Source organism: Streptomyces sp. NPDC088354, from assembly GCF_044753585.1.
Lineage (GTDB): Bacteria > Actinomycetota > Actinomycetes > Streptomycetales > Streptomycetaceae > Actinacidiphila.
This window is the reverse complement of record NZ_JBIVNJ010000029.1, coordinates 43,086-62,856: the sequence shown is the minus strand read 5'-3', so window position 1 is coordinate 62,856 and position 19,771 is coordinate 43,086. Positions and strand designations below refer to the sequence as shown.

Genomic DNA, 19,771 nt, shown 5'->3' with positions numbered 1-19,771 from the left:
TCACAAGCGCCGGCCTGTTGCCGCCTCGCGAACCGAACCGTAGGGGATCGATGACTGACTATGGCCGGAGCTCAGGCTCCGAAGCATGGCACCCCGAAGACCCTCTCTTCGGTGATCAGTGGGGCCAACAGCAGCACCCGCAGCAGCATCCCCAGCAGCAACAACAGCAGCAGTACCCGCAGCAGTATTCCCAGCAGCAACAGCAGTACCCCCAGCCTCAGGCCCAGCCCCAGCAGCAGCACCCGCAGGCCCAGCAGGCGCACTACCAGCAGCAGGGCGGCTACGACCCGTACGGCGGCACCGGCCAGCAGCCCCAGTACCCGTACGACGCCCAGCAGCAGTACGACTCCTGGGGCACCCCGGCCGGTTACGGCGGCGACCCCTACGGAGGCCAGCCGCAGCAGCCGGACTACTACGGCCAGAACGGCTACCCGCCCCCGCAGCCGCCGGACCAGCGGTATCAGGAGCAGCAGCAGGCCCCGCAGGGGTACGAGCAGGCGCCCCCGCAGCAGGTCCCGCAGCGCCCGCAGCCCCAGCCCCAGCGCCCGCAACCGCAGCGCCGGCAGCCCGAACCGTCCCGTCCCGAGTGGGACGACGAGACGGAGGCCGCCGACGACCACGCCTTCTTCTCGGGCGGCGGTGACGACGACGAGGACGACGACGACCAGGCCTCCGGCCGCGGCGACCGCCGTGGCGGCAAGGCGGGCAAGGGCGGCGGCAAGAAGCGCCGCAGCGGCATGGCCTGCCTGGTCGTGCTCGTGGTGCTCGGTGGCGGCCTGGCCGGTGTGACCTACTTCGGCTACTCGTACTACCAGTCGCACTTCGGCCCGGCGCCCGACTTCGCGGGCCAGGGCACCGGAGAGGTACAGGTCGAGATCCCGCAGGGTGCCAGCGGCATCGAGATCGGCAACATCCTCAAGAAGGCCGGTGTGGTCAAGAGCGTCGACGCGTTCACCACCGCCTCGAGCCAGAACCCCAAGGGCAACCTCATCCAGGCCGGCGTGTACGTCCTCAAGAAGGAGATGTCCGCCGCGAGCGCCGTGAAGATGATGCTCGACCCCAAGTCGCAGAACGTGCTGATCATCGCCGAGGGCCTGCGGGACGCGCAGATCTACTCGACCATCGACGCCAAGCTGGGACTGGACGAGGGCACCACGAAGAAGGTCGCCACGACCGATGCCGACAAGCTCGGCATGCCCTCCTGGGCGGACGACGGATCCGACATAAAGGACCCGCTGGAAGGATTCCTCTTCCCGTCCCGCTACAGCATCGGCAAGGACATGAAGCCCGAGGACCTGCTGAAGCAGATGGTCAAGCAGGCCACCGCGGAGTACGAGAAGGACGACCTCCAGGCGCAGGCCAAGAAGGTCGGCATGACTCCGCACCAGGTCATCACCATCGCCAGCCTGGTGCAGGCCGAGGCGAAGGAGGACGACGAGTTCGGCAAGGTCTCGCGCGTCATCTACAACCGCCTCGACAAGTACATGCCGCTGGGCTTCGACTCGACGATCAACTACGCCAAGGGTCGCAGCACGCTCAACACGTCGACGGCCGACACCAAGGACCCGTCGCCGTACAACACGTACAACCACAAGGGCCTGCCGCCGGGGCCGATCGGCAACCCCGGGCACCAGGCGATCGAGGCGGCGCTGCATCCGACGAAGGGCAACTGGCTGTTCTTCGTGACGGTCAAGCCGGGTGACACGCGCTTCACCGACAGCCAGGCCGAGCACGACAAGAACGTGCAGGACTTCAACAAGTACCAGCGGGAGCACGGCGGTTGATGGCTGACGGCAAGCGGGCGGCGGTCCTCGGTTCGCCCATCGCCCACTCCCTGTCGCCCGTCCTGCACCGCGCCGCCTACGCGGAGCTGGGCCTGGACGACTGGACGTACGACCGGTTCGACGTCGGCGAGCAGGCCCTGCCCGGATTCCTGACGGAACTGGGGCAGGGCGGCGGGCGCTGGGCCGGGCTGTCGCTGACGATGCCGCTGAAACGCGCGGTGATCCCGTTGCTCGACGGGATCACCGACACTGCGGCGTCGGTGGAGGCCGTCAACACCGTGGTGTTCGCCGAGGACGGCCGCCGCACGGGTGACAACACCGACATCCCTGGCATGGTGGCGGCCCTGCGCGAGCGCGGCGTCGAGCGGGTGGCGGCGGCCGCGGTCCTGGGAGCCGGCGCGACCGCGTCCTCCGCCCTGGCCGCGCTGGCGCAGATCTGCGACGGCGAGGTCACCGCCTATGTGCGCAGCACGGCCCGCGCGGCCGAGATGCGGCACTGGGGCGAGCGGCTGGGCGTGCCCGTGCGTACGGCGGCATGGCAGGACGCGCACCGCGCCTTCGACGCGCCTTTGGTGGTCGCCACGACCCCGGCCGGCGCCACGGACGCGCTCGCCGCGGCGGTGCCGCGGGCCCCGGGCACGCTGTTCGACGTGCTGTACGACCCCTGGCCGACGGCACTGGCCGCCGCGTGGTCCGCCCGCGGGGGAGCGCTGGTCGGCGGGCTCGACCTGCTCGTGCACCAGGCGGTGCTCCAGGTGGAGCTGATGACCGGCCGCCGGCCCGCCCCCCTGGCGGCGATGCGCGCCGCGGGCGAGGCGGCGCTGCACCGCTCCTGACACTCCGCACCGGCGACGCCCGGTGTCCGCTCGGCGGACCGTGCTCGGCCCTCGCGCACGAACGTGAAAGGATCGGAGTACGCACGGCCGGTCCGGCCCGCCTGGCCGCGGGCCGGCCCATGGAGAAGGAGCGAGCACCGTTGAGCACGTTGCGTTGGCTGACCGCGGGGGAGTCGCACGGCCCCGCACTCGTCGCGACGCTGGAGGGACTGCCCTCCGGTGTGCCGATCACCACCGCTATGGTGGCGGACCACCTCGCGCGGCGCCGGCTGGGCTATGGCCGCGGTGCCCGCATGAAGTTCGAGCAGGACCAGGTCACCTTCCTCGGCGGTGTCCGCCACGGGCTGACCATGGGCTCGCCGGTCGCGATCATGGTCGGGAACACCGAGTGGCCCAAGTGGGAGCAGGTCATGTCGGCCGACCCGGTCGAGCCCGAGATCCTCGCCGGACTCGCCCGCAACGCCCCGCTGACCCGCCCGCGACCCGGTCACGCCGACCTCGCCGGCATGCAGAAGTACGGCTTCGACGAGGCCCGGCCGATCCTGGAGCGCGCCTCCGCCCGTGAGACCGCCGCCCGCGTCGCGCTGGGCGCCGTGGCCCGCTCCTACCTCAAGGAGACGGCCGGCATCGAGATCGTCTCCCATGTGGTGGAACTCGCCTCGGTCAAGGCTCCGTACGGCGTCCTGCCCACTCCGGCCGACGTCGAGAAGCTCGACGCCGACCCCGTGCGCTGCCTCGACTCCGACGCGAGCAAGCGGATGATCGCGGAGATCGACCAGGCCCACAAGGACGGCGACACCCTCGGCGGCGTCGTCGAGGTGCTGGCGTACGGCGTGCCGGTCGGCCTCGGCAGCCACGTCCACTGGGACCGCCGTCTGGACGCGCGCCTGGCCGCGGCCCTCATGGGCATCCAGGCCATCAAGGGCGTCGAGGTCGGCGACGGCTTCGAGCTCGCGCGCGTCCCCGGCTCCAAGGCGCACGACGAGATCCTGGCCACCGCCGACGGCATCCGCCGCTCCTCCGGCCGCTCCGGCGGCACCGAGGGCGGCCTGTCCACCGGTGAACTGCTCCGCGTGCGCGCCGCGATGAAGCCCATCGCCACCGTTCCGCGCGCCCTGGCCACCGTGGACGTGGCCACCGGCGAGGCGACCCAGGCCCACCACCAGCGTTCCGACGTCTGCGCCGTCCCGGCCGCGGGCATCGTGGCCGAGGCGATGGTCGCCCTGGTGCTGGCCGACGCGGTCGCCGAGAAGTTCGGCGGCGACAGCGTCACCGAGACCCGCCGCAATGTGCGCGGCTACCTCGACCACCTGGCGATCCGGTGAGCGCGCCGGTCGTCGTCCTGGTCGGGCCGATGGGCGTCGGCAAGACCACCGTGGGCGAACTGCTGGCCGAACGCCTCGGTGTGACCTGCCGCGACACCGACGCGGACATCGTCGAGGCCGAGGGCCGCCCGATCTCCGACATCTTCGTGGAGGACGGCGAGGAGCACTTCCGGGCCCTGGAGGCCCGGGCGGTGCGGGCCGCGCTGGCCGAGCACCCCGGTGTGCTCGCACTGGGCGGCGGCGCGATCCTCCGTCAGGACACGCGGGGGCTGCTCGCGGGCCTGCCCGTGGTCTTCCTCGACATGGACGTCGCCGAGGCCGTCAAGCGCGTGGGCCTCGACGCCGCCCGGCCGCTGCTCGCCGTCAACCCGCGGCGGCAGTGGCGGGAGCTGATGGACGCCCGGCGCCCGCTCTACACCGAGGTCGCCCGCGCCGTGGTGAGCACGCAGGACCGTACCCCCGAGGACGTCGCCGACGCCGTCCTGGACGCACTGGAGCTGAAGACCGCATGACCGAGCACGCCGCCCACGCCACCGTTCGCATCCCGGTCGGGGGCAGCGCGGGCACCGAGCCCTACGAGGTCCTGGTCGGCCGGCAACTGCTCGGGGAGCTGCCCGGCCTGATCGGTGACAAGGCGGCGCGGGTCGCCGTCATCCACCCCGAGGCGCTCTCCGCCACCGGCGAGGCGCTCCGGGACGACCTGGCCGAGCAGGGCTACGAGGCCGTCGCCATCCAGGTGCCGAACGCGGAGGAGGCCAAGACGGCCGAGGTCGCCGCGTACTGCTGGCGGGCGCTCGGCCAGTCAGGGTTCACCCGCACGGACGTGGTCGTCGGCGTCGGCGGCGGCGCCACCACCGACCTGGCCGGCTTCGTCGCCGCCACCTGGCTGCGCGGTGTCCGCTGGATCGCGGTCCCGACCACGGTGCTGGGCATGGTGGACGCCGCCGTCGGCGGCAAGACCGGCATCAACACCGCCGAGGGCAAGAACCTCGTCGGCGCCTTCCACCCGCCCGCCGGCGTGCTGTGCGATCTCGCCGCCCTGGAGTCCCTCGCGGTCAACGACTACGTCAGCGGCCTCGCGGAGATCATCAAGGCGGGCTTCATCGCCGACCCGGTCATCCTCGACCTGATCGAGGGCGACCCGGCCGCCGCGCGCACCCCCGAGGGCGCCCACACCGCCGAGCTGATCGAGCGGGCCATCCGGGTCAAGGCCGAGGTGGTCTCCGCGGACCTCAAGGAGTCGGGTCTGCGGGAGATCCTCAACTACGGCCACACCCTCGGCCACGCCATCGAGAAGAACGAGCGGTACGACTGGCGGCACGGCGCGGCCGTCTCCATCGGCATGGTCTTCGCCGCCGAACTCGGCCGTCTCGCCGGGCGGCTGGACGACGCCACCGCGGACCGCCACCGCACGGTGCTGGAGTCGGTGGGACTGCCGCTGACGTACCGCGGCGACCAGTGGCCGCGTTTGCTGGAGACCATGAGGGTCGACAAGAAGTCCCGCGGCGACCGGCTCCGCTTCATCGTCCTGGACGCCCTCGCCAAGCCCGCCGTGCTGGAGGCACCCGACCCGGCGGTACTCCTCGCCGCCTACGCGGAGATCTCCAAGTAGCCACCGGCACCACTGTCGCCGAACGGCCGGGCACCCCGCGGGTGACCCGGCCGTTCACACAACTAGGGCCGTTGACGGTACCGTTCGGTCGAACCTGAAAGCACTTGTACGGGACGGAGTGGCCGCGATGCAGCATGGCGTGGGCGCGCCTCTGCCACCGCCGCACGGCGGACAGCCGGCGGCCGGCCGGCCGGGGCCGCCGCCGCAGCCCCCGGCGGCGACCGGCCCGACCGGCCACTTCCCGATGGCGGCCGGAGCCCCGGTCCAGCACCCGGGACAGCCGCCCGAGCAGGTGCACCAGCCCGGAGCCGACCCCGGTACGAGCCCCGGCGGCCCGCGTCCGCGTCCCGGCCACGGCCCCGTCGCCGTCCTGCTGATCGGCGCCGCGGGGGCCGGGAAGACCACCATCGCCCGCCACTGGGCCGACCACCGCGGTGTCCCCACCGCCCACATCAGCCTGGACGACGTGCGCGAATGGGTCCGCTCCGGCTTCGCCGACCCCCAGTCGGGCTGGAACGACCACTCCGAGGCGCAGTACCGTCTCGCCCGCCGTACCTGCGGCTTCGCCGCCCGCAACTTCCTGGCGAACGGCATCTCCTGCATCATCGACGACGCGGTCTTCCCCGACCGGCCCGTGGTCGGCCTCGGCGGCTGGAAGCGCCACGTCGGCCCAGGCCTGCTGCCCGTCGTGCTGCTCCCCGGCCTCGATGTCGTGCTCGCCCGCAACGCCCAGCGCACCGGCAACCGGCGGCTGACCGACGAGGAGGTCGCCCGCATCCACGGCCGGATGGCCGGCTGGTACGGTTCCGGGCTGCCGATCATCGACAACTCGCACCTGGACGTGCCCTCGGCGGCCGCCGCCCTCGACAGCGTGGTCACCCGCAGCGTGCAGGGCCCGCCCGCCTGGTAGCCCGTCCGCTCGGCCCGGCTCGACAGGCCGAGCGGCGGGACCCGACGTACGCTCACCACATGTCCGAGGTGCACGCTGCCCGCAGGGAACGGTTGCGGGACCGATGCGCGGCGTCCGGAGCGGCGGCGGCGCTGGTCTCCCGCCCCGCGAACGTCCGCTACCTGACCGGTTGCGCCCCGCCCGGCACGGTGCTGCTGCTCACCCCGGGCCCCGAGGACGTCCTGGTGCACGGGCGCCACCCCTCCGGCGACCTCGCCGAGGGCCGTCTCCCCGACGACGTGCGCGCGGTCGTACTGCCGTCCCCCGACGCCGACCCCGCCGTCGCCGCCGCGGGCCTGGCCGCCGAGCGCAAGGCCGAGGCCGTGGCCGTGGAGGAGCACCACCTCACCGTGGCCCGGCACCGCGCGATGGGCGCGGCCGCACCCGGTGTCCGCCTCACCGACCTCGGGACGGCCGTGGAGCAGCTCCGGCTGGTCAAGGACGAGCAGGAGATCTCCGCCCTGCGCATCGCCGCCGAGATCGCCGACCAGGCCCTCAGCGAGCTCCTGGAGTCCATCCTGGTCGGGCGCACCGAGCGCCATCTCGCACTGGAGCTGGAACGGCGCCTCATCGACCACGGCGCCGACGGTCCCGCCTTCCCCACCTGCGTCGGCACCGGGCCGCACTCGGGCGCCTCGCGCCATCTGCCCACCGACCGGCGGGTCGAGGAGGGCGACTTCCTGACCGTGCGGCTGGGCGCCTGCTACCGCGGCTACCGCTGCGAGGTCGGCCGTACCTTCGTCATCGGCACGTCCCCCGCCGACTGGCAGATCGAGCTGTACGACCTCGTCTTCGCCGCCCAGCGGGCCGGCCGGGAGGCACTGCTGCCGGGGGCCGCGTGCCGCGACGTGGACCATGCCGCCCGGCACGTCCTGGAGGCGGGCGGGTACGGCGACGCCCTGGGGGAGAGCACGGGACACGGGGTCGGCCTGGAGATCGGCGAGGACCCTCGGTTGTCGCCTGCCGCCATGGGTAAACTGGACGCTTGCGTGCCGGTCACCGTCGAACCGGGGGTCCACCTCCCGGGCCGCGGCGGTGTCCGGATCGACGACACACTCGTCGTGCGTCCCCCGACGGACGGCGGGCCCGAGCTACTCACCATCACGACCAAGGAGCTGCTCGCCCTGTAGCGGGCGGGCACCTGTTTGGTCCCCGAAGCAGCAGTGCAGGAGATTCCGCAACCGTGGCCACCACGAACGACCTCAAGAACGGCCTCGTGCTCAAGCTCGACGGCGGCCAGCTCTGGTCCGTAGTCGAGTTCCAGCACGTCAAGCCCGGCAAGGGCCCCGCCTTCGTCCGTACGAAGCTCAAGAACGTGCTCTCCGGCAAGGTCGTCGACAAGACCTTCAACGCCGGCGTGAAGGTCGAGACGGCCAACGTCGACAAGCGCGGGATGCAGTTCTCCTACAAGGACGGCGAGAGCTTCGTGTTCATGGACATGGACACGTACGACCAGATCTACATCACCCCCGAGGTCGTCGGCGACGCCGCCCACTTCCTCCTGGAGGGCTTCGAGGCCGTCGTCGCCATGTACGAGGGCGCGCCCCTCTACATCGAGCTCCCGGCCGCGGTCGAGCTGGTCATCGAGTACACCGAGCCGGGCGTCCAGGGCGACCGCTCCACCGGTGGCACCAAGCCGGCCAAGCTGGAGACCGGTTACGAGATCGGCGTCCCGCTCTTCATCACCACCGGTGAGAAGATCAAGGTCGACACCCGCACGGGTGACTACCTCGGCCGGGTGACCAGCTAACCGTGGCCGCCCGCAACAAGGCCCGCAAGCGCGCCTTCCAGATCCTCTTCGAGGCGGAGCAGCGGGGCGTCGACCCCAAGACCGCCATGGCGGACTGGATCAGGCTCGCCCGCACCGACGACCGGCAGCCGCCGGTCAGCGAATACACCATGAAACTCGTCGAGGGTTACGCCGAACGGGCGAAGCGGATCGACGAACTGCTCTCGAAGCACGCCGTGGGCTGGTCCCTCGACCGGATGCCGGTCGTCGACCGCAACATCCTGCGGCTCGGTGCCTACGAGCTGATCTGGGAGGACGACGTCCCCGACGCCGTCGCCCTGGACGAGGCCGTGCAGCTGGCCAAGGAGTTCTCCACGGACGACTCGCCGTCGTTCGTGAACGGCCTGCTGGCGCGCCTGAAGGAGCTCAAGCCGAGCCTGCGCGAGGTTCCGCGCACGGACGAGGACTGAGCCTCCCAGAGCCCGCGGGCCCGGAACGCCATCGCGTTCCGGGCCCGCTGCGTGCCGCCGTCCGGGGTCTTCCGGCCCGGAACACAAGCGCCCCCGTGCGGTGTCCGAAAGGCCACCGCACAGGGGCGTGAACGTTTCTGCTTCCCGAGGGTGTCAGCCCTCCTCGTGCTGCACCGCGCGCCGTGCGTCCGCGTCGAGGACGCCCCAGCCGATGAGCTGCTCGGTCAGGACCGAGGGGGACTGGTCGTAGATGACGGCGAGGGTGCGCAGGTCGTCCTGGCGGATCGACAGCACCTTGCCGTTGTAGTCACCGCGCTGGCTCTGGATCGTCGCGGCGTACCTCTGCAGCGGGCCGGCCTTGTCGGACGGCACCTGGCTCAGGCGCTCGAGATCGAGGACGAGCTTCGGCGGCGGCTCGGCAGCACCACCGGGCGCGGAACCGGGCAGCAGCTCCTGGACCGGCACGCCGTAGAAGTCGGCGAGCTCGGCGAGCCGCTGCACCGTGACCGCGCGGTCCCCACGCTCGTACGAGCCGACCACGACGGCCTTCCAGCGCCCCTGGGACTTCTCCTCGACGCCGTGGAGGGAGAGTCCCTGCTGTGTGCGGATGGCACGGAGCTTCGCTCCGAGCTGTTTGGCGTAATCGCTGGACATAACGCTCCCCGGACGGAAACTCAGTAACTCACTGTGAGGTTACGCAGCGTAATTGGAATCCGTCAAGCCGAATGGTCCACACCGGTCCCCCGGACGAGCGAGGTCATCGGCGCGTCACCCGCGACCGGGCAGGTCAGCGGGGCTGGTACGGTGTTCCTGTACGTTTTGGCGTCCTTTAAGACCCGTCCTGTGAGGCGGGGAAGGGGGTCCCTTTTCCATGGCCGCACACAGCGAGGCCTCAACGGTGCCGTCCCGGCCCGTGCTGGAGGCGCAGGACATCGAGCGGGTGCTGACCCGCATCGCCCACGAGATCGTCGAACGCGCCAAGGGCGCCGACGACGTGGTGCTCCTCGGCATTCCGACCCGCGGCGTCCACCTGGCCCGCAGACTCGCCGACAAGCTCGACGGCATCACCGGGGCCAAGGTCCCGGTCGGCTCGCTCGACATCACCATGTACCGCGACGACCTGCGGCTCGGCCCGGCCCGCGCGCTCGCCCGCACAGAGATCCCTGCCGACGGCGTGGACCGCCGCCTGGTCGTCCTCGTGGACGACGTGCTCTTCTCCGGCCGCACGATCCGGGCCGCCCTCGACGCGCTGAACGACATCGGCCGCCCGCGCGCGGTGCAGCTGGCCGTCCTGGTCGACCGCGGCCACCGCGAGCTGCCCATCCGTGCCGACTACGTCGGCAAGAACATCCCCACCTCGCTGCGCGAGACCGTCAAGGTCCACCTGACCGAGGAGGACGGGCGCGACTGCGTCCTGCTCGGCGTACGCGACGGCTCCCCGGCGGACGAGTAGCGCGGCTCCGCCCCGTCTCCCGGGGCACAGCCATGCCCGCCCGTCCCCCGGCACGAGCCGTCCGGGAGACGCCGCGTGCCGCCCCTCTGCCCGCCCCCGCACGCATCCTCCGGAGTGACCGATGAAGCGCCACCTGATCTCGGCGGCCGACCTCACCCGCGACGACGCCCTCCTCGTGCTCGACACCGCCGAGGAGATGGCCCGCGTCGCCGACCGCCCCATCAAGAAGCTCCCCACCCTGCGCGGCCGCACGGTCGTCAACCTCTTCTTCGAGGACTCGACCCGCACCCGCATCTCCTTCGAGGCCGCCGCCAAGCGACTGTCGGCCGACGTGATCAACTTCTCGGCCAAGGGGTCCTCGGTCTCCAAGGGCGAGTCGCTGAAGGACACCGCCCTCACCCTGGAGGCGATGGGCGCCGACGCCGTCGTCATCCGGCACCACATGTCCGGCGCCCCGCACCGCCTCGCGTACTCCGACTGGATCGGCGGCAGCGTGGTCAACGCGGGCGACGGCACCCACGAGCACCCCACCCAGGCACTGCTGGACGCCTTCACCATGCGCCGCCACCTGTCGGGCCCCGGCCGCGACCTGGCGGGCCGGCGCGTCACCGTGGTGGGCGACGTGCTGCACAGCCGTGTGGCGCGCTCCAATGTGCTGCTGCTGAACACCCTCGGCGCCGAGGTCACCCTGGTGGCGCCGCCCACCCTGCTGCCGATCGGCGTCGAGAACTGGCCCTGCGAGGTCTCGTACGACCTGGACGCGGTGCTCGCCAAGACCGACGCGGTCATGATGCTGCGCGTCCAGCGCGAGCGCATGAACGCCGCCTTCTTCCCGACCGAGCGCGAGTACTCCCGCCGCTACGGCCTCGACGGCCTCCGGATGGCCGCCCTGCCGGAGCACGCCGTCGTCATGCACCCCGGACCGATGAACCGCGGCATGGAGATCACCGCCGACGTCGCGGACTCGCCGCGCTGCACCGCCGTCGAGCAGGTCAGGAACGGCGTGAGCATCCGCATGGCCGTCCTGTACCTGCTGCTCGGCGGCGCCGAGCCCGCCGTCTCCGGCCCCGCCCCCGCCCGCACCGCTGAGGAGAACAAGTGAACATGAGCGCGACCCCGAGGACGCTGATCCGCGGCGCGAGGATCCTGGGCGGAGACCCGCAGGACGTCCTGATCGAGGGCGAGACGATCGCCGGAATCGGCGTGGGGCTGACCGCCCCCGAGGGTGCCGCCGTCGTCGAGGCCGGGAACATGGTCCTGCTGCCGGGGCTGGTCGACCTCCACACCCATCTGCGCGAGCCCGGCCGCGAGGACTCCGAGACCGTCCTCACCGGCACCAAGGCGGCGGCCGTCGGCGGCTACACCGCCGTGCACGCGATGGCCAACACCTTCCCGGTGGCCGACACCGCCGGCGTCGTCGAGCAGGTCTGGCGGCTCGGCCGCGAGCACGGCTACTGCGACGTCCAGCCGGTCGGCGCCGTCACCGTGGGCCTGGAGGGCAAGAAGCTCGCCGAGCTCGGCGCGATGGCCGACTCCGCGGCCGGGGTGCGGGTCTTCTCCGACGACGGCAAGTGCGTGGACGACGCGGTCATCATGCGCCGCGCCCTGGAGTACGTGAAGGCCTTTGACGGCGTCGTCGCCCAGCACGCCCAGGAGCCGCGGCTGACCGAGGGCGCCCAGATGAACGAGGGCGTCGTCTCCGGCGAGCTGGGGCTGACCGGCTGGCCGGCCGTCGCCGAGGAGTCGATCATCGCCCGCGACGTGCTGCTCGCCGCCCACGTCGGCTCGCGTGTGCACATCTGCCACCTGTCCACGGCCGGCTCGGTGGAGATCGTCCGCTGGGCCAAGTCCAAGGGCTGGGACGTGACCGCCGAGGTCACCCCGCACCACCTGCTGCTCACCGACGAGCTGGTGCGCACCTACAACCCCGTCTACAAGGTCAACCCGCCGCTGCGCACCGAGGCCGACGTCATGGCCCTGCGCGAGGCGCTGGCCGACGGCACCATCGACTGCGTGGCCACCGACCACGCCCCCCACCCGCACGAGGACAAGGACTGCGAGTGGGGCGCCGCGGCCATGGGCATGATCGGCCTGGAGACCGCGCTGTCGGTCGTCCAGCACGCCATGGTCGACACCGGGCTGCTCGACTGGGCCGGAGTCGCCGACCGCATGTCCTTCCGCCCGGCCGCCATCGGGCGGCTGTCCGGCCACGGGCGTCCCGTCTCGGCCGGCGAGCCCGCCAACCTGACGCTCGTGGATCCGGCATACCGTGGTGTGGTGAGTCCCGCGGGCTTCGCCTCCCGCAGCCGCAACACCCCCTACGAGGGTCTGGAGCTGCCGGGCCAGGTGTTCGCCACGTTCCTGCGGGGCAAGGCGACGGTCATGGACGGGAAGCTCTCGTGACACCTCTGGTACTCATCGCGGCGGAGGGAAAGCACTCCGCCCAGGTCACCGACTGGTCCTCCCGCATCGGCTGGGTCGTCGGCCTGCTGCTGTTCATCGTCCTCGTCTACTGGCTGATGCGGCAGGGCTGGAAGTGGCGCGGCACCCTCCAGGGCGACGTGCCGACCCTCCCCACGGCCCCCGACGAGCAGGGCGAGCCGCGACCGGTCCTGCTGACCATGGACGGCCGCTACCACGGCAGCACCACCGCGGGGCAGTGGCTGGACCGCATCGTCGCCCAGGGGCTGGGCGTGCGCAGCCGCGCCGAGCTCACCCTGACCGACCGGGGCGTCGACGTCGTCCGCACAGGCGCGCCGGACTTCTTCATCCCGGCCGGTGCCCTGCGCGGCGCCCGCCTCGACAAGGGCATCGCGGGCAAGGTCCTCACCGAGGGCGGCCTGCTGGTGATCACCTGGGCGCACGGCGACCGGGAGATCGACTCCGGCTTCCGCTCCGACCGCTCCGCCGAGCACATCGCGTGGGTCGAGGCCCTGAACACCCTTACGCACGAGCAGGAAGGCGCACGATGACGACCTCCACCCAGCGGCCCGCCAGGGTCCCTGCCGTACTCGTCCTGGAGGACGGCCGCACCTTCCGCGGCCGCGCCTACGGGGCCGTGGGGGAGACCTTCGGCGAGGCCGTCTTCTCCACCGGCATGACCGGCTACCAGGAAACGCTGACCGACCCTTCGTACCACCGCCAGGTCGTCGTGATGACCGCCCCGCACGTGGGCAACACCGGGGTCAACGACGAGGACCCGGAGTCCTCCCGCATCTGGGTGGCCGGCTACGTCGTCCGCGACCCCGCCCGGGTGTCCTCCAACTGGCGCGCGCGGCGCACCCTGGACGAGGAACTGACCCGGCAGGGGGTCGTCGGCATCAGCGGCATCGACACCCGCGCCCTCACCCGCCACCTGCGCGAGCGCGGCGCCATGCGCGTCGGTATCTTCTCCGGCAACAAGGCGCACACCGACGAGGCCGCGCTCCTGGCCGAGGTGCAGGCCGCCCCGCAGATGGCGGGTGCCGACCTGTCCGCGGAGGTCGCCACCAAGGAGCCGTACGTCGTCCCGGCCATCGGCGAGAAGAAGTTCACCGTCGTCGCCCTGGACCTCGGCATCAAGGGCATGACGCCGCAGCGCATGGCCGAGCGCGGCATCGAGGTGCACGTCCTGCCCGCGGGCGCCTCCCTGGAGGAGGTCTACGCGGCCGGCCCCGACGGCGTCTTCCTCTCCAACGGCCCCGGTGACCCGGCCACCGCCGACCTGACCGTCATCCGGGGCGTCCTGGAGCGGAAGACCCCGCTGTTCGGCATCTGCTTCGGCAACCAACTCCTCGGCCGGGCGGTCGGTTTCGGCACGTACAAGCTCAAGTACGGCCACCGCGGCATCAACCAGCCGGTGCAGGACCGTTCCACCGGCAAGGTCGAGGTGACCGCCCACAACCACGGATTCGCCGTGGACGCGCCGCTCGACCAGGTCACCGACACCCCGTACGGGCGGGTGGAGGTCTCCCACGTCTGCCTCAACGACAACGTGGTCGAGGGCCTGCGGTTGCTCGACACCCCCGCCTTCAGCGTCCAGTACCACCCCGAGGCCGCAGCGGGTCCGCACGACGCCGCATACCTGTTCGACCGCTTCGTGAAGCTCATGGAGGGCCAGCGTGCCTAAGCGCACCGATATCCAGTCCGTCCTGGTCATCGGCTCCGGCCCGATCGTCATCGGCCAGGCAGCGGAGTTCGACTACTCCGGCACCCAGGCGTGCCGCGTCCTGCGCGCCGAGGGCCTGCGGGTGATCCTGGTCAACTCCAACCCGGCCACGATCATGACCGACCCGGAGATCGCCGACGCCACCTATGTGGAGCCGATCACCCCGGAGTTCGTCGAGAAGATCATCGCCAAGGAGCGCCCGGACGCGCTGCTGCCCACCCTGGGTGGCCAGACCGCGCTCAACACCGCGATCTCGCTGCACACGGCGGGAGTCCTCGACAAGTACGGCGTCGAGCTGATCGGCGCCAATGTCGAGGCCATCAACAAGGGCGAGGACCGCGACCTGTTCAAGGACGTCGTCCGGGCCGTCAACGCCAAGATCGGCCACGGCGAGTCCGCCCGCTCGGTCATCTGCCACACCATGGACGAGGTGATCGCCGGCGTCGACACCCTCGGCGGCTACCCGGTCGTCGTCCGCCCCTCCTTCACCATGGGCGGCGCCGGCTCCGGCTTCGCCCACGACGAGGAGGAGCTGCGCCGCATCGCCGGCCAGGGACTCACGCTCTCCCCGACCACCGAGGTGCTCCTGGAGGAGTCCATCCTCGGCTGGAAGGAGTACGAGCTGGAGCTCATGCGCGACAAGAACGACAACGTCGTGGTCGTCTGCTCCATCGAGAACTTCGACCCCATGGGCGTGCACACCGGCGACTCCATCACGGTGGCGCCCGCGATGACGCTGACCGACCGCGAGTACCAGACCCTGCGCGACATCGGCATCGCCGTGATCCGCGAGGTCGGCGTGGACACCGGCGGCTGCAACATCCAGTTCGCGGTCGACCCCGAGGACGGCCGGGTCATCGTCATCGAGATGAACCCCCGGGTCTCCCGCTCCTCCGCGCTCGCCTCGAAGGCGACCGGCTTCCCGATCGCCAAGATCGCCGCCAAGCTGGCCGTCGGCTACACCCTCGACGAGATCCCCAACGACATCACCGAGCAGACGCCGGCGTCCTTCGAGCCGACGCTCGACTACGTCGTCGTCAAGGTGCCGCGCTTCGCCTTCGAGAAGTTCCCGGCCGCCGACTCCACCCTCACCACCACCATGAAGTCGGTCGGCGAGGCCATGGCGATCGGCCGCAACTTCCCCGAGGCGCTGCAGAAGGCGCTGCGCTCGCTGGAGAAGGCGGGCAGCCAGTTCGCCTTCGCCGGCGAACCGGGCGACAAGGGCGAGCTGCTGCTCGCCGCCGGGCGCCCCACCGACGGCCGGATCAACACCGTCATGCAGGCGATCCGGGCCGGAGCCACGCCGGAGGAGGTCTTCGACGCGACGAGGATCGACCCCTGGTTCGTCGACCAGCTCTTCCTGATCAAGGAGATCGCCGACGAACTGGCCGCCGCCGGCAAGCTCGACCCCGAGCTGCTGGCCGAGGCCAAGCGCTACGGCTTCTCCGACGCCCAGATCGCCGCCGTCCGCGGGCTGCGCGAGGACGTCGTCCGCGAGGTCCGGCACGCGCTCGGCGTCCGCCCGGTCTACAAGACGGTCGACACATGCGCCGCCGAGTTCGCCGCCCGCACCCCGTACTTCTACTCGTCCTACGACGAGGAGACCGAGGTCGCGCCGCGCGAGAGGCCCGCCGTGATCATCCTCGGCTCCGGCCCGAACCGCATCGGCCAGGGCATCGAGTTCGACTACTCCTGTGTGCACGCCTCCTTCGCGCTGCACGACGCGGGCTACGAGACCGTCATGGTCAACTGCAACCCGGAGACCGTCTCCACCGACTACGACACCTCCGACCGGCTCTACTTCGAGCCGCTCACCCTGGAGGACGTCCTGGAGATCGTCCACGCCGAGCAGCAGGCGGGCCCGGTCGCGGGCGTCGTCGTCCAGCTCGGCGGCCAGACCCCGCTGGGCCTCGCGCAGGCACTGAAGGACAACGGCGTGCCCGTCGTCGGCACCTCGCCCGAGGCCATCCACCTCGCCGAGGACCGCGGCGCCTTCGGCCGGGTCCTGGCGAAGGCCGGCCTGCCCGCCCCCAAGCACGGCACGGCGACCACCTTCGAGGAGGCCAAGGCCATCGCCGACGAGATCGGCTACCCGGTCCTGGTGCGCCCCTCGTACGTGCTCGGCGGCCGCGGCATGGAGATCGTCTACGACGAGACCCGCCTCGCCTCCTACATCGCGGAGTCCACCGAGATCGGCCCCGACCGCCCCGTCCTGGTCGACCGCTTCCTCGACGACGCCATCGAGATCGACGTCGACGCCCTCTACGACGGCCACGAGCTCTACCTCGGCGGCGTCATGGAGCACATCGAGGAGGCCGGTATCCACTCCGGCGACTCCGCCTGCGCGCTGCCCCCGATCACGCTGGGCGGCCACGACATCAAGCGGCTGCGCGCCTCCACCGAGGCCATCGCCAAGGGCGTCGGCGTCCAGGGCCTGATCAACATCCAGTTCGCCCTGGCCGGGGACATCCTGTACGTGCTGGAGGCCAACCCGCGCGCCTCCCGCACCGTGCCGTTCACCTCCAAGGCGACCGCGGTGCCGCTGGCCAAGGCCGCCGCCCGCATCTCGCTCGGCGCCACCGTCGCCGAACTGCGCGCGGAGGGCCTGCTGCCGGCCCACGGCGACGGCGGCACCCTGCCGCTCGACGCGCCGATCTCCGTCAAGGAGGCCGTACTGCCGTGGAGCCGCTTCCGTGACGTGCACGGCCGCGGCGTGGACACCGTCCTCGGCCCGGAGATGCGCTCCACCGGCGAGGTCATGGGCATCGACTCGGTCTTCGGCACGGCGTACGCCAAGTCGCAGGCCGGTGCCTACGGCGCGCTGCCGACCAAGGGCCGCGCCTTCGTCTCGGTGGCCAACCGCGACAAGCGCGCGCTGATCTTCCCGGCCCGGGCCCTGGTGGAGCACGGCTTCGAGTTGCTGGCCACCTCCGGCACCGCCGAGGTGCTCAAGCGCAACGGCATCGAGGCCACCGTCGTGCGCAAGAAGAGCGAGGGCACCGGCCCGAACGGCGAGCCGACCGTGGTGGACCTCATCCACGACGGTGCGATCGACCTCATCGTCAACACCCCGTTCGGCACCGGCGGCCGCCTCGACGGATACGACATCCGCACCGCCGCCGTGTCCCGCGGCGTGCCGTGCCTGACCACCGTGCAGGCGCTCGCCGCCGCGGTGCAGGGGCTGGACGCCCTGGCCCGGGGCGACGTCGGGGTCCGTTCCCTGCAGGAGCACGCGGAACGCCTCACCGCCGCCCGCGAGGCGTAGGGGCCACGAGGGGGGACACCGACGCGGTGTCCCCCCTCGTGGCGAGCCGCCCGCCCTTCGTCCGCCGTGGAGGCACCATGTACGCGCTCCTGTTCCGCCTGATCTTCAAACGCCTGGATCCTGAGCAGGCCCACCATCTCGCCTTCGGCTGGATCCGCCGCGCCGCCCGCGTCCCCGTGCTGCGCACCTTCGTCGCCGCGCTCCTCGCGCCCCGGTACCGGGAACTGCGCACCGAGGCCCTCGGCCGCCGGATGCACGGCCCCTTCGGGCTCGCCGCCGGCTTCGACAAGAACGCCGTCGGCATCGACGGACTGACCATGCTCGGCTTCGACCACGTCGAGATCGGCACCGTCACCGCCCAGCCGCAGCCCGGCAACCCCCGGCAGCGGTTGTTCCGCCTGATCGAGGACCGGGCGCTGATCAACCGCATGGGCTTCAACAACGAGGGATCCGCCGCGGTGGCCGAGCGCCTGGCCGCCCGCACGGCGGTCTTCCCGACGACCGTCGGCGTCAACATCGGCAAGACCAAGGTCGTCCCCGAGGGTGAGGCGGTCGCGGACTACGTGACGTCCACCGAGCGGCTGGCCCGGCACGCCGACTACCTCGTCGTCAACGTCTCGTCGCCCAACACCCCCGGACTGCGGAACCTTCAGGCCGTCGACCACCTGCGGCCGCTGCTCACCGCCGTGCGGGAGGCCGCCGACCGCACGGTGCCCGGCCGCCGGGTCCCGCTGCTCGTCAAGATCGCGCCCGATCTCGCCGACGAGGACGTGGACGCCGTCGCCGACCTCGCCCTCGAACTCGGCCTGGACGGCATCATCGCCACCAACACCACCATCGCCCGCGACGGCCTCGGCCTGCGCTCGGACCCCGGCCTGGTCAAGGAGACGGGCGGCCTGTCCGGCGCCCCTCTGAAGGAACGCTCCCTGGAGGTGCTGCGCCGCCTGTACGCCAGGGTCGGCGACCGGATCACGCTGGTGGGGGTCGGCGGCGTCGAGACCGCCGACGACGTGTGGCAGCGCATCCTCGCCGGGGCGACCCTGGTCCAGGGCTACAGCGCCTTCATCTACCAGGGCCCCTTCTGGTGCCGCACGGTCCACCGCGGCCTCGCGAGCCGCCTGAAGAACAGCCCGTACGCCACCCTCGCCGACGCCGTCGGCGCCGACACCCGGAAGGCAGCCACCCCGTGACCAGCCCCGAGCCCTTCGGCGCACGCCTGCGCCGCGCCATGGACACCCGCGGCCCGCTGTGCGTCGGGATCGACCCGCACTCCTCCCTGCTCACCGCCTGGGGCCTGGGCGACGACATCGCGGGCCTGGAACGCTTCACCCGCACCGTCGTGGAGGCCCTCGCCGACCGCGTGGCCGTGCTGAAGCCGCAGAGCGCCTTCTTCGAGCGCTTCGGCTCACGCGGCATCGCCGTCCTGGAGCGGGCGGTCGCCGACGCCCGCGCCGCGGGCGCCCTGGTGGTGATGGACGCCAAGCGCGGCGACATCGGCTCCACCATGGACGCGTACGCCGCGACCTACCTCGACCCGGCGTCCCCGCTCTTCTCCGACGCCGTCACCGTCAGCCCCTACCTGGGCTTCGGCTCCCTGCGCCCGGCCCTGGACGCGGCGCGCGCGAGCGGCAGCGGCGTCTTCGTGCTGGCGCTGACCTCCAATCCGGAGGGCGCGGAGGTGCAGCGGTCAACCGCGCCGGACGGCAGGTCGCTCGCACAGGTGATGCTGGACCACATCGCCGCCGAGAACGCGGGCGCCACGCCCCTCGGCTCGGTCGGCGCGGTCGTCGGCGCCACCCTGGACCGGGCCGGCGTGGAATTGGCCGTGAACGGCCCCCTCCTCGCCCCCGGAATCGGGGCCCAGGGGGCCACGGCCAAGGACCTCCCGAGGGTGTTCGGGGACGCGGTGCGCAACGTCGTACCCAGCGTGAGCCGGGGTGTTCTGCGGCACGGCCCGTCGGTCTCCGCGCTGCGTGAAGCGGCCCGGCAGGAGGCCGTTCAGCTCGCCGAAGCCGTCAAGTAGGAGTCAAGACGTCCGGAAACCTGCTCAGATTTGTCCGGAAAGTCCTGGTCGATTGACGCTGACCAGGACTTTTCTTCTTGTTTGCGCTGACTGTGAGCGTTCGGGCCGCTAGTCTCCGACGAGAGCGCGCAAGGTGCGCGTTTCACGTTGCCCCTGCAGGTGGGGGGCAGCTAGGTTC

General features: G+C 71.8%; 18 protein-coding genes. 17 read left to right on the top strand and 1 reads right to left on the bottom strand.

The window, feature by feature from the left end:
- Positions 1–50 precede the first annotated feature (50 nt).
- From mltG to nusB, 9 genes are all read left to right on the top strand, one after another.
- Positions 51–1,784 carry an endolytic transglycosylase MltG gene (gene mltG / locus ACIP98_RS31050; RefSeq protein ID WP_401979061.1) on the top strand — a complete coding sequence of 578 codons (1,734 nt, stop codon included), beginning with the start codon at positions 51–53 and terminating at the stop codon, positions 1,782–1,784.
- Positions 1,784–2,620, top strand: coding sequence for a shikimate dehydrogenase (locus tag ACIP98_RS31045; protein WP_401979060.1), 837 nt, complete (start codon positions 1,784–1,786; stop codon positions 2,618–2,620). The genes mltG and ACIP98_RS31045 overlap by 1 nt, the downstream gene beginning before the upstream one ends.
- Positions 2,621–2,760: 140 nt before the next feature.
- Positions 2,761–3,945, top strand: coding sequence for a chorismate synthase (gene aroC / locus ACIP98_RS31040; protein WP_401979059.1), 1,185 nt, complete (start codon positions 2,761–2,763; stop codon positions 3,943–3,945).
- Positions 3,942–4,457, top strand: a complete 516-nt coding sequence (locus ACIP98_RS31035) for a shikimate kinase (protein WP_401979058.1) — start codon at positions 3,942–3,944, stop codon at positions 4,455–4,457. Before aroC ends, ACIP98_RS31035 begins: the two co-directional genes overlap by 4 nt.
- Positions 4,454–5,557 (top strand): 3-dehydroquinate synthase, encoded by a 1,104-nt coding sequence (gene aroB, locus ACIP98_RS31030; protein WP_319664342.1) that lies wholly within the window; start codon positions 4,454–4,456, stop codon positions 5,555–5,557. Before ACIP98_RS31035 ends, aroB begins: the two co-directional genes overlap by 4 nt.
- A gap of 127 nt (positions 5,558–5,684) precedes the next feature.
- Positions 5,685–6,467, top strand: a complete 783-nt coding sequence (locus ACIP98_RS31025) for an AAA family ATPase (RefSeq protein ID WP_401979056.1) — start codon at positions 5,685–5,687, stop codon at positions 6,465–6,467.
- A 59-nt stretch (positions 6,468–6,526) separates the two neighbouring features.
- Positions 6,527–7,636 (top strand): aminopeptidase P family protein, encoded by a 1,110-nt coding sequence (locus tag ACIP98_RS31020; protein WP_319664339.1) that lies wholly within the window; start codon positions 6,527–6,529, stop codon positions 7,634–7,636.
- A gap of 53 nt (positions 7,637–7,689) precedes the next feature.
- Complete coding sequence (gene efp, locus ACIP98_RS31015; protein WP_319664338.1) at positions 7,690–8,256, top strand: elongation factor P; 567 nt, start codon at positions 7,690–7,692, stop codon at positions 8,254–8,256.
- 2 nt (positions 8,257–8,258) lie between these two features.
- On the top strand, positions 8,259–8,705 hold the full coding sequence (gene nusB, locus ACIP98_RS31010; protein ID WP_319664337.1) for a transcription antitermination factor NusB: 447 nt from the start codon (positions 8,259–8,261) through the stop codon (positions 8,703–8,705).
- A 153-nt stretch (positions 8,706–8,858) separates the two neighbouring features.
- Here nusB and ACIP98_RS31005 read toward each other — a convergent pair whose 3' ends face one another.
- Positions 8,859–9,359 (bottom strand): transcriptional regulator, encoded by a 501-nt coding sequence (locus ACIP98_RS31005; protein WP_319134973.1) that lies wholly within the window; start codon positions 9,357–9,359, stop codon positions 8,859–8,861.
- Between the two features lie 217 nt (positions 9,360–9,576).
- Between ACIP98_RS31005 and pyrR the strand changes: the two genes are divergently transcribed.
- From pyrR to pyrF, 8 genes are all read left to right on the top strand, one after another.
- A complete protein-coding gene (gene pyrR, locus ACIP98_RS31000) occupies positions 9,577–10,158 on the top strand; it encodes a bifunctional pyr operon transcriptional regulator/uracil phosphoribosyltransferase PyrR (protein ID WP_319664336.1) in 582 nt (193 codons plus the stop codon).
- A 121-nt stretch (positions 10,159–10,279) separates the two neighbouring features.
- Positions 10,280–11,260 (top strand): aspartate carbamoyltransferase catalytic subunit, encoded by a 981-nt coding sequence (locus tag ACIP98_RS30995; RefSeq protein WP_319664335.1) that lies wholly within the window; start codon positions 10,280–10,282, stop codon positions 11,258–11,260.
- Between the two features lie 2 nt (positions 11,261–11,262).
- The gene (locus ACIP98_RS30990) at positions 11,263–12,561 is read left to right on the top strand and encodes a dihydroorotase (RefSeq protein WP_319664334.1); all 1,299 of its coding nucleotides are present in this window, start codon (positions 11,263–11,265) and stop codon (positions 12,559–12,561) included.
- A complete protein-coding gene (locus tag ACIP98_RS30985) occupies positions 12,558–13,130 on the top strand; it encodes a hypothetical protein (protein ID WP_319664332.1) in 573 nt (190 codons plus the stop codon). Before ACIP98_RS30990 ends, ACIP98_RS30985 begins: the two co-directional genes overlap by 4 nt.
- Positions 13,127–14,266 carry a glutamine-hydrolyzing carbamoyl-phosphate synthase small subunit gene (carA, locus tag ACIP98_RS30980; RefSeq protein WP_401979054.1) on the top strand — a complete coding sequence of 380 codons (1,140 nt, stop codon included), beginning with the start codon at positions 13,127–13,129 and terminating at the stop codon, positions 14,264–14,266. The genes ACIP98_RS30985 and carA overlap by 4 nt, the downstream gene beginning before the upstream one ends.
- Positions 14,259–17,570 carry a carbamoyl-phosphate synthase large subunit gene (carB, locus tag ACIP98_RS30975; protein ID WP_401979052.1) on the top strand — a complete coding sequence of 1,104 codons (3,312 nt, stop codon included), beginning with the start codon at positions 14,259–14,261 and terminating at the stop codon, positions 17,568–17,570. Before carA ends, carB begins: the two co-directional genes overlap by 8 nt.
- A gap of 77 nt (positions 17,571–17,647) precedes the next feature.
- On the top strand, positions 17,648–18,760 hold the full coding sequence (locus tag ACIP98_RS30970; protein ID WP_319664327.1) for a quinone-dependent dihydroorotate dehydrogenase: 1,113 nt from the start codon (positions 17,648–17,650) through the stop codon (positions 18,758–18,760).
- Positions 18,757–19,593: an orotidine-5'-phosphate decarboxylase gene (gene pyrF / locus ACIP98_RS30965; protein WP_319664325.1), complete on the top strand. Its 837-nt coding sequence runs from the start codon at positions 18,757–18,759 to the stop codon at positions 19,591–19,593. Before ACIP98_RS30970 ends, pyrF begins: the two co-directional genes overlap by 4 nt.
- Positions 19,594–19,771 lie beyond the last annotated feature (178 nt).

Excerpts from the sequence above, each read along its gene's own strand:
- mltG (WP_401979061.1), top strand. The coding sequence starts at position 51 with ATGACTGACTATGGCCGGAGCTCAGGCTCCGAAGCATGGCACCCCGAA.
- ACIP98_RS31045 (WP_401979060.1), top strand. The coding sequence starts at position 1,784 with ATGGCTGACGGCAAGCGGGCGGCGGTCCTCGGTTCGCCCATCGCCCAC.
- aroB (WP_319664342.1), top strand. The coding sequence starts at position 4,454 with ATGACCGAGCACGCCGCCCACGCCACCGTTCGCATCCCGGTCGGGGGC.
- ACIP98_RS31025 (WP_401979056.1), top strand. The coding sequence starts at position 5,685 with ATGCAGCATGGCGTGGGCGCGCCTCTGCCACCGCCGCACGGCGGACAG.
- ACIP98_RS31020 (WP_319664339.1), top strand. The coding sequence starts at position 6,527 with ATGTCCGAGGTGCACGCTGCCCGCAGGGAACGGTTGCGGGACCGATGC.
- ACIP98_RS31005 (WP_319134973.1), bottom strand. The coding sequence starts at position 9,359 with ATGTCCAGCGATTACGCCAAACAGCTCGGAGCGAAGCTCCGTGCCATC.
- pyrR (WP_319664336.1), top strand. The coding sequence starts at position 9,577 with ATGGCCGCACACAGCGAGGCCTCAACGGTGCCGTCCCGGCCCGTGCTG.
- ACIP98_RS30995 (WP_319664335.1), top strand. The coding sequence starts at position 10,280 with ATGAAGCGCCACCTGATCTCGGCGGCCGACCTCACCCGCGACGACGCC.
- ACIP98_RS30990 (WP_319664334.1), top strand. The coding sequence starts at position 11,263 with ATGAGCGCGACCCCGAGGACGCTGATCCGCGGCGCGAGGATCCTGGGC.
- carA (WP_401979054.1), top strand. The coding sequence starts at position 13,127 with ATGACGACCTCCACCCAGCGGCCCGCCAGGGTCCCTGCCGTACTCGTC.
- ACIP98_RS30970 (WP_319664327.1), top strand. The coding sequence starts at position 17,648 with ATGTACGCGCTCCTGTTCCGCCTGATCTTCAAACGCCTGGATCCTGAG.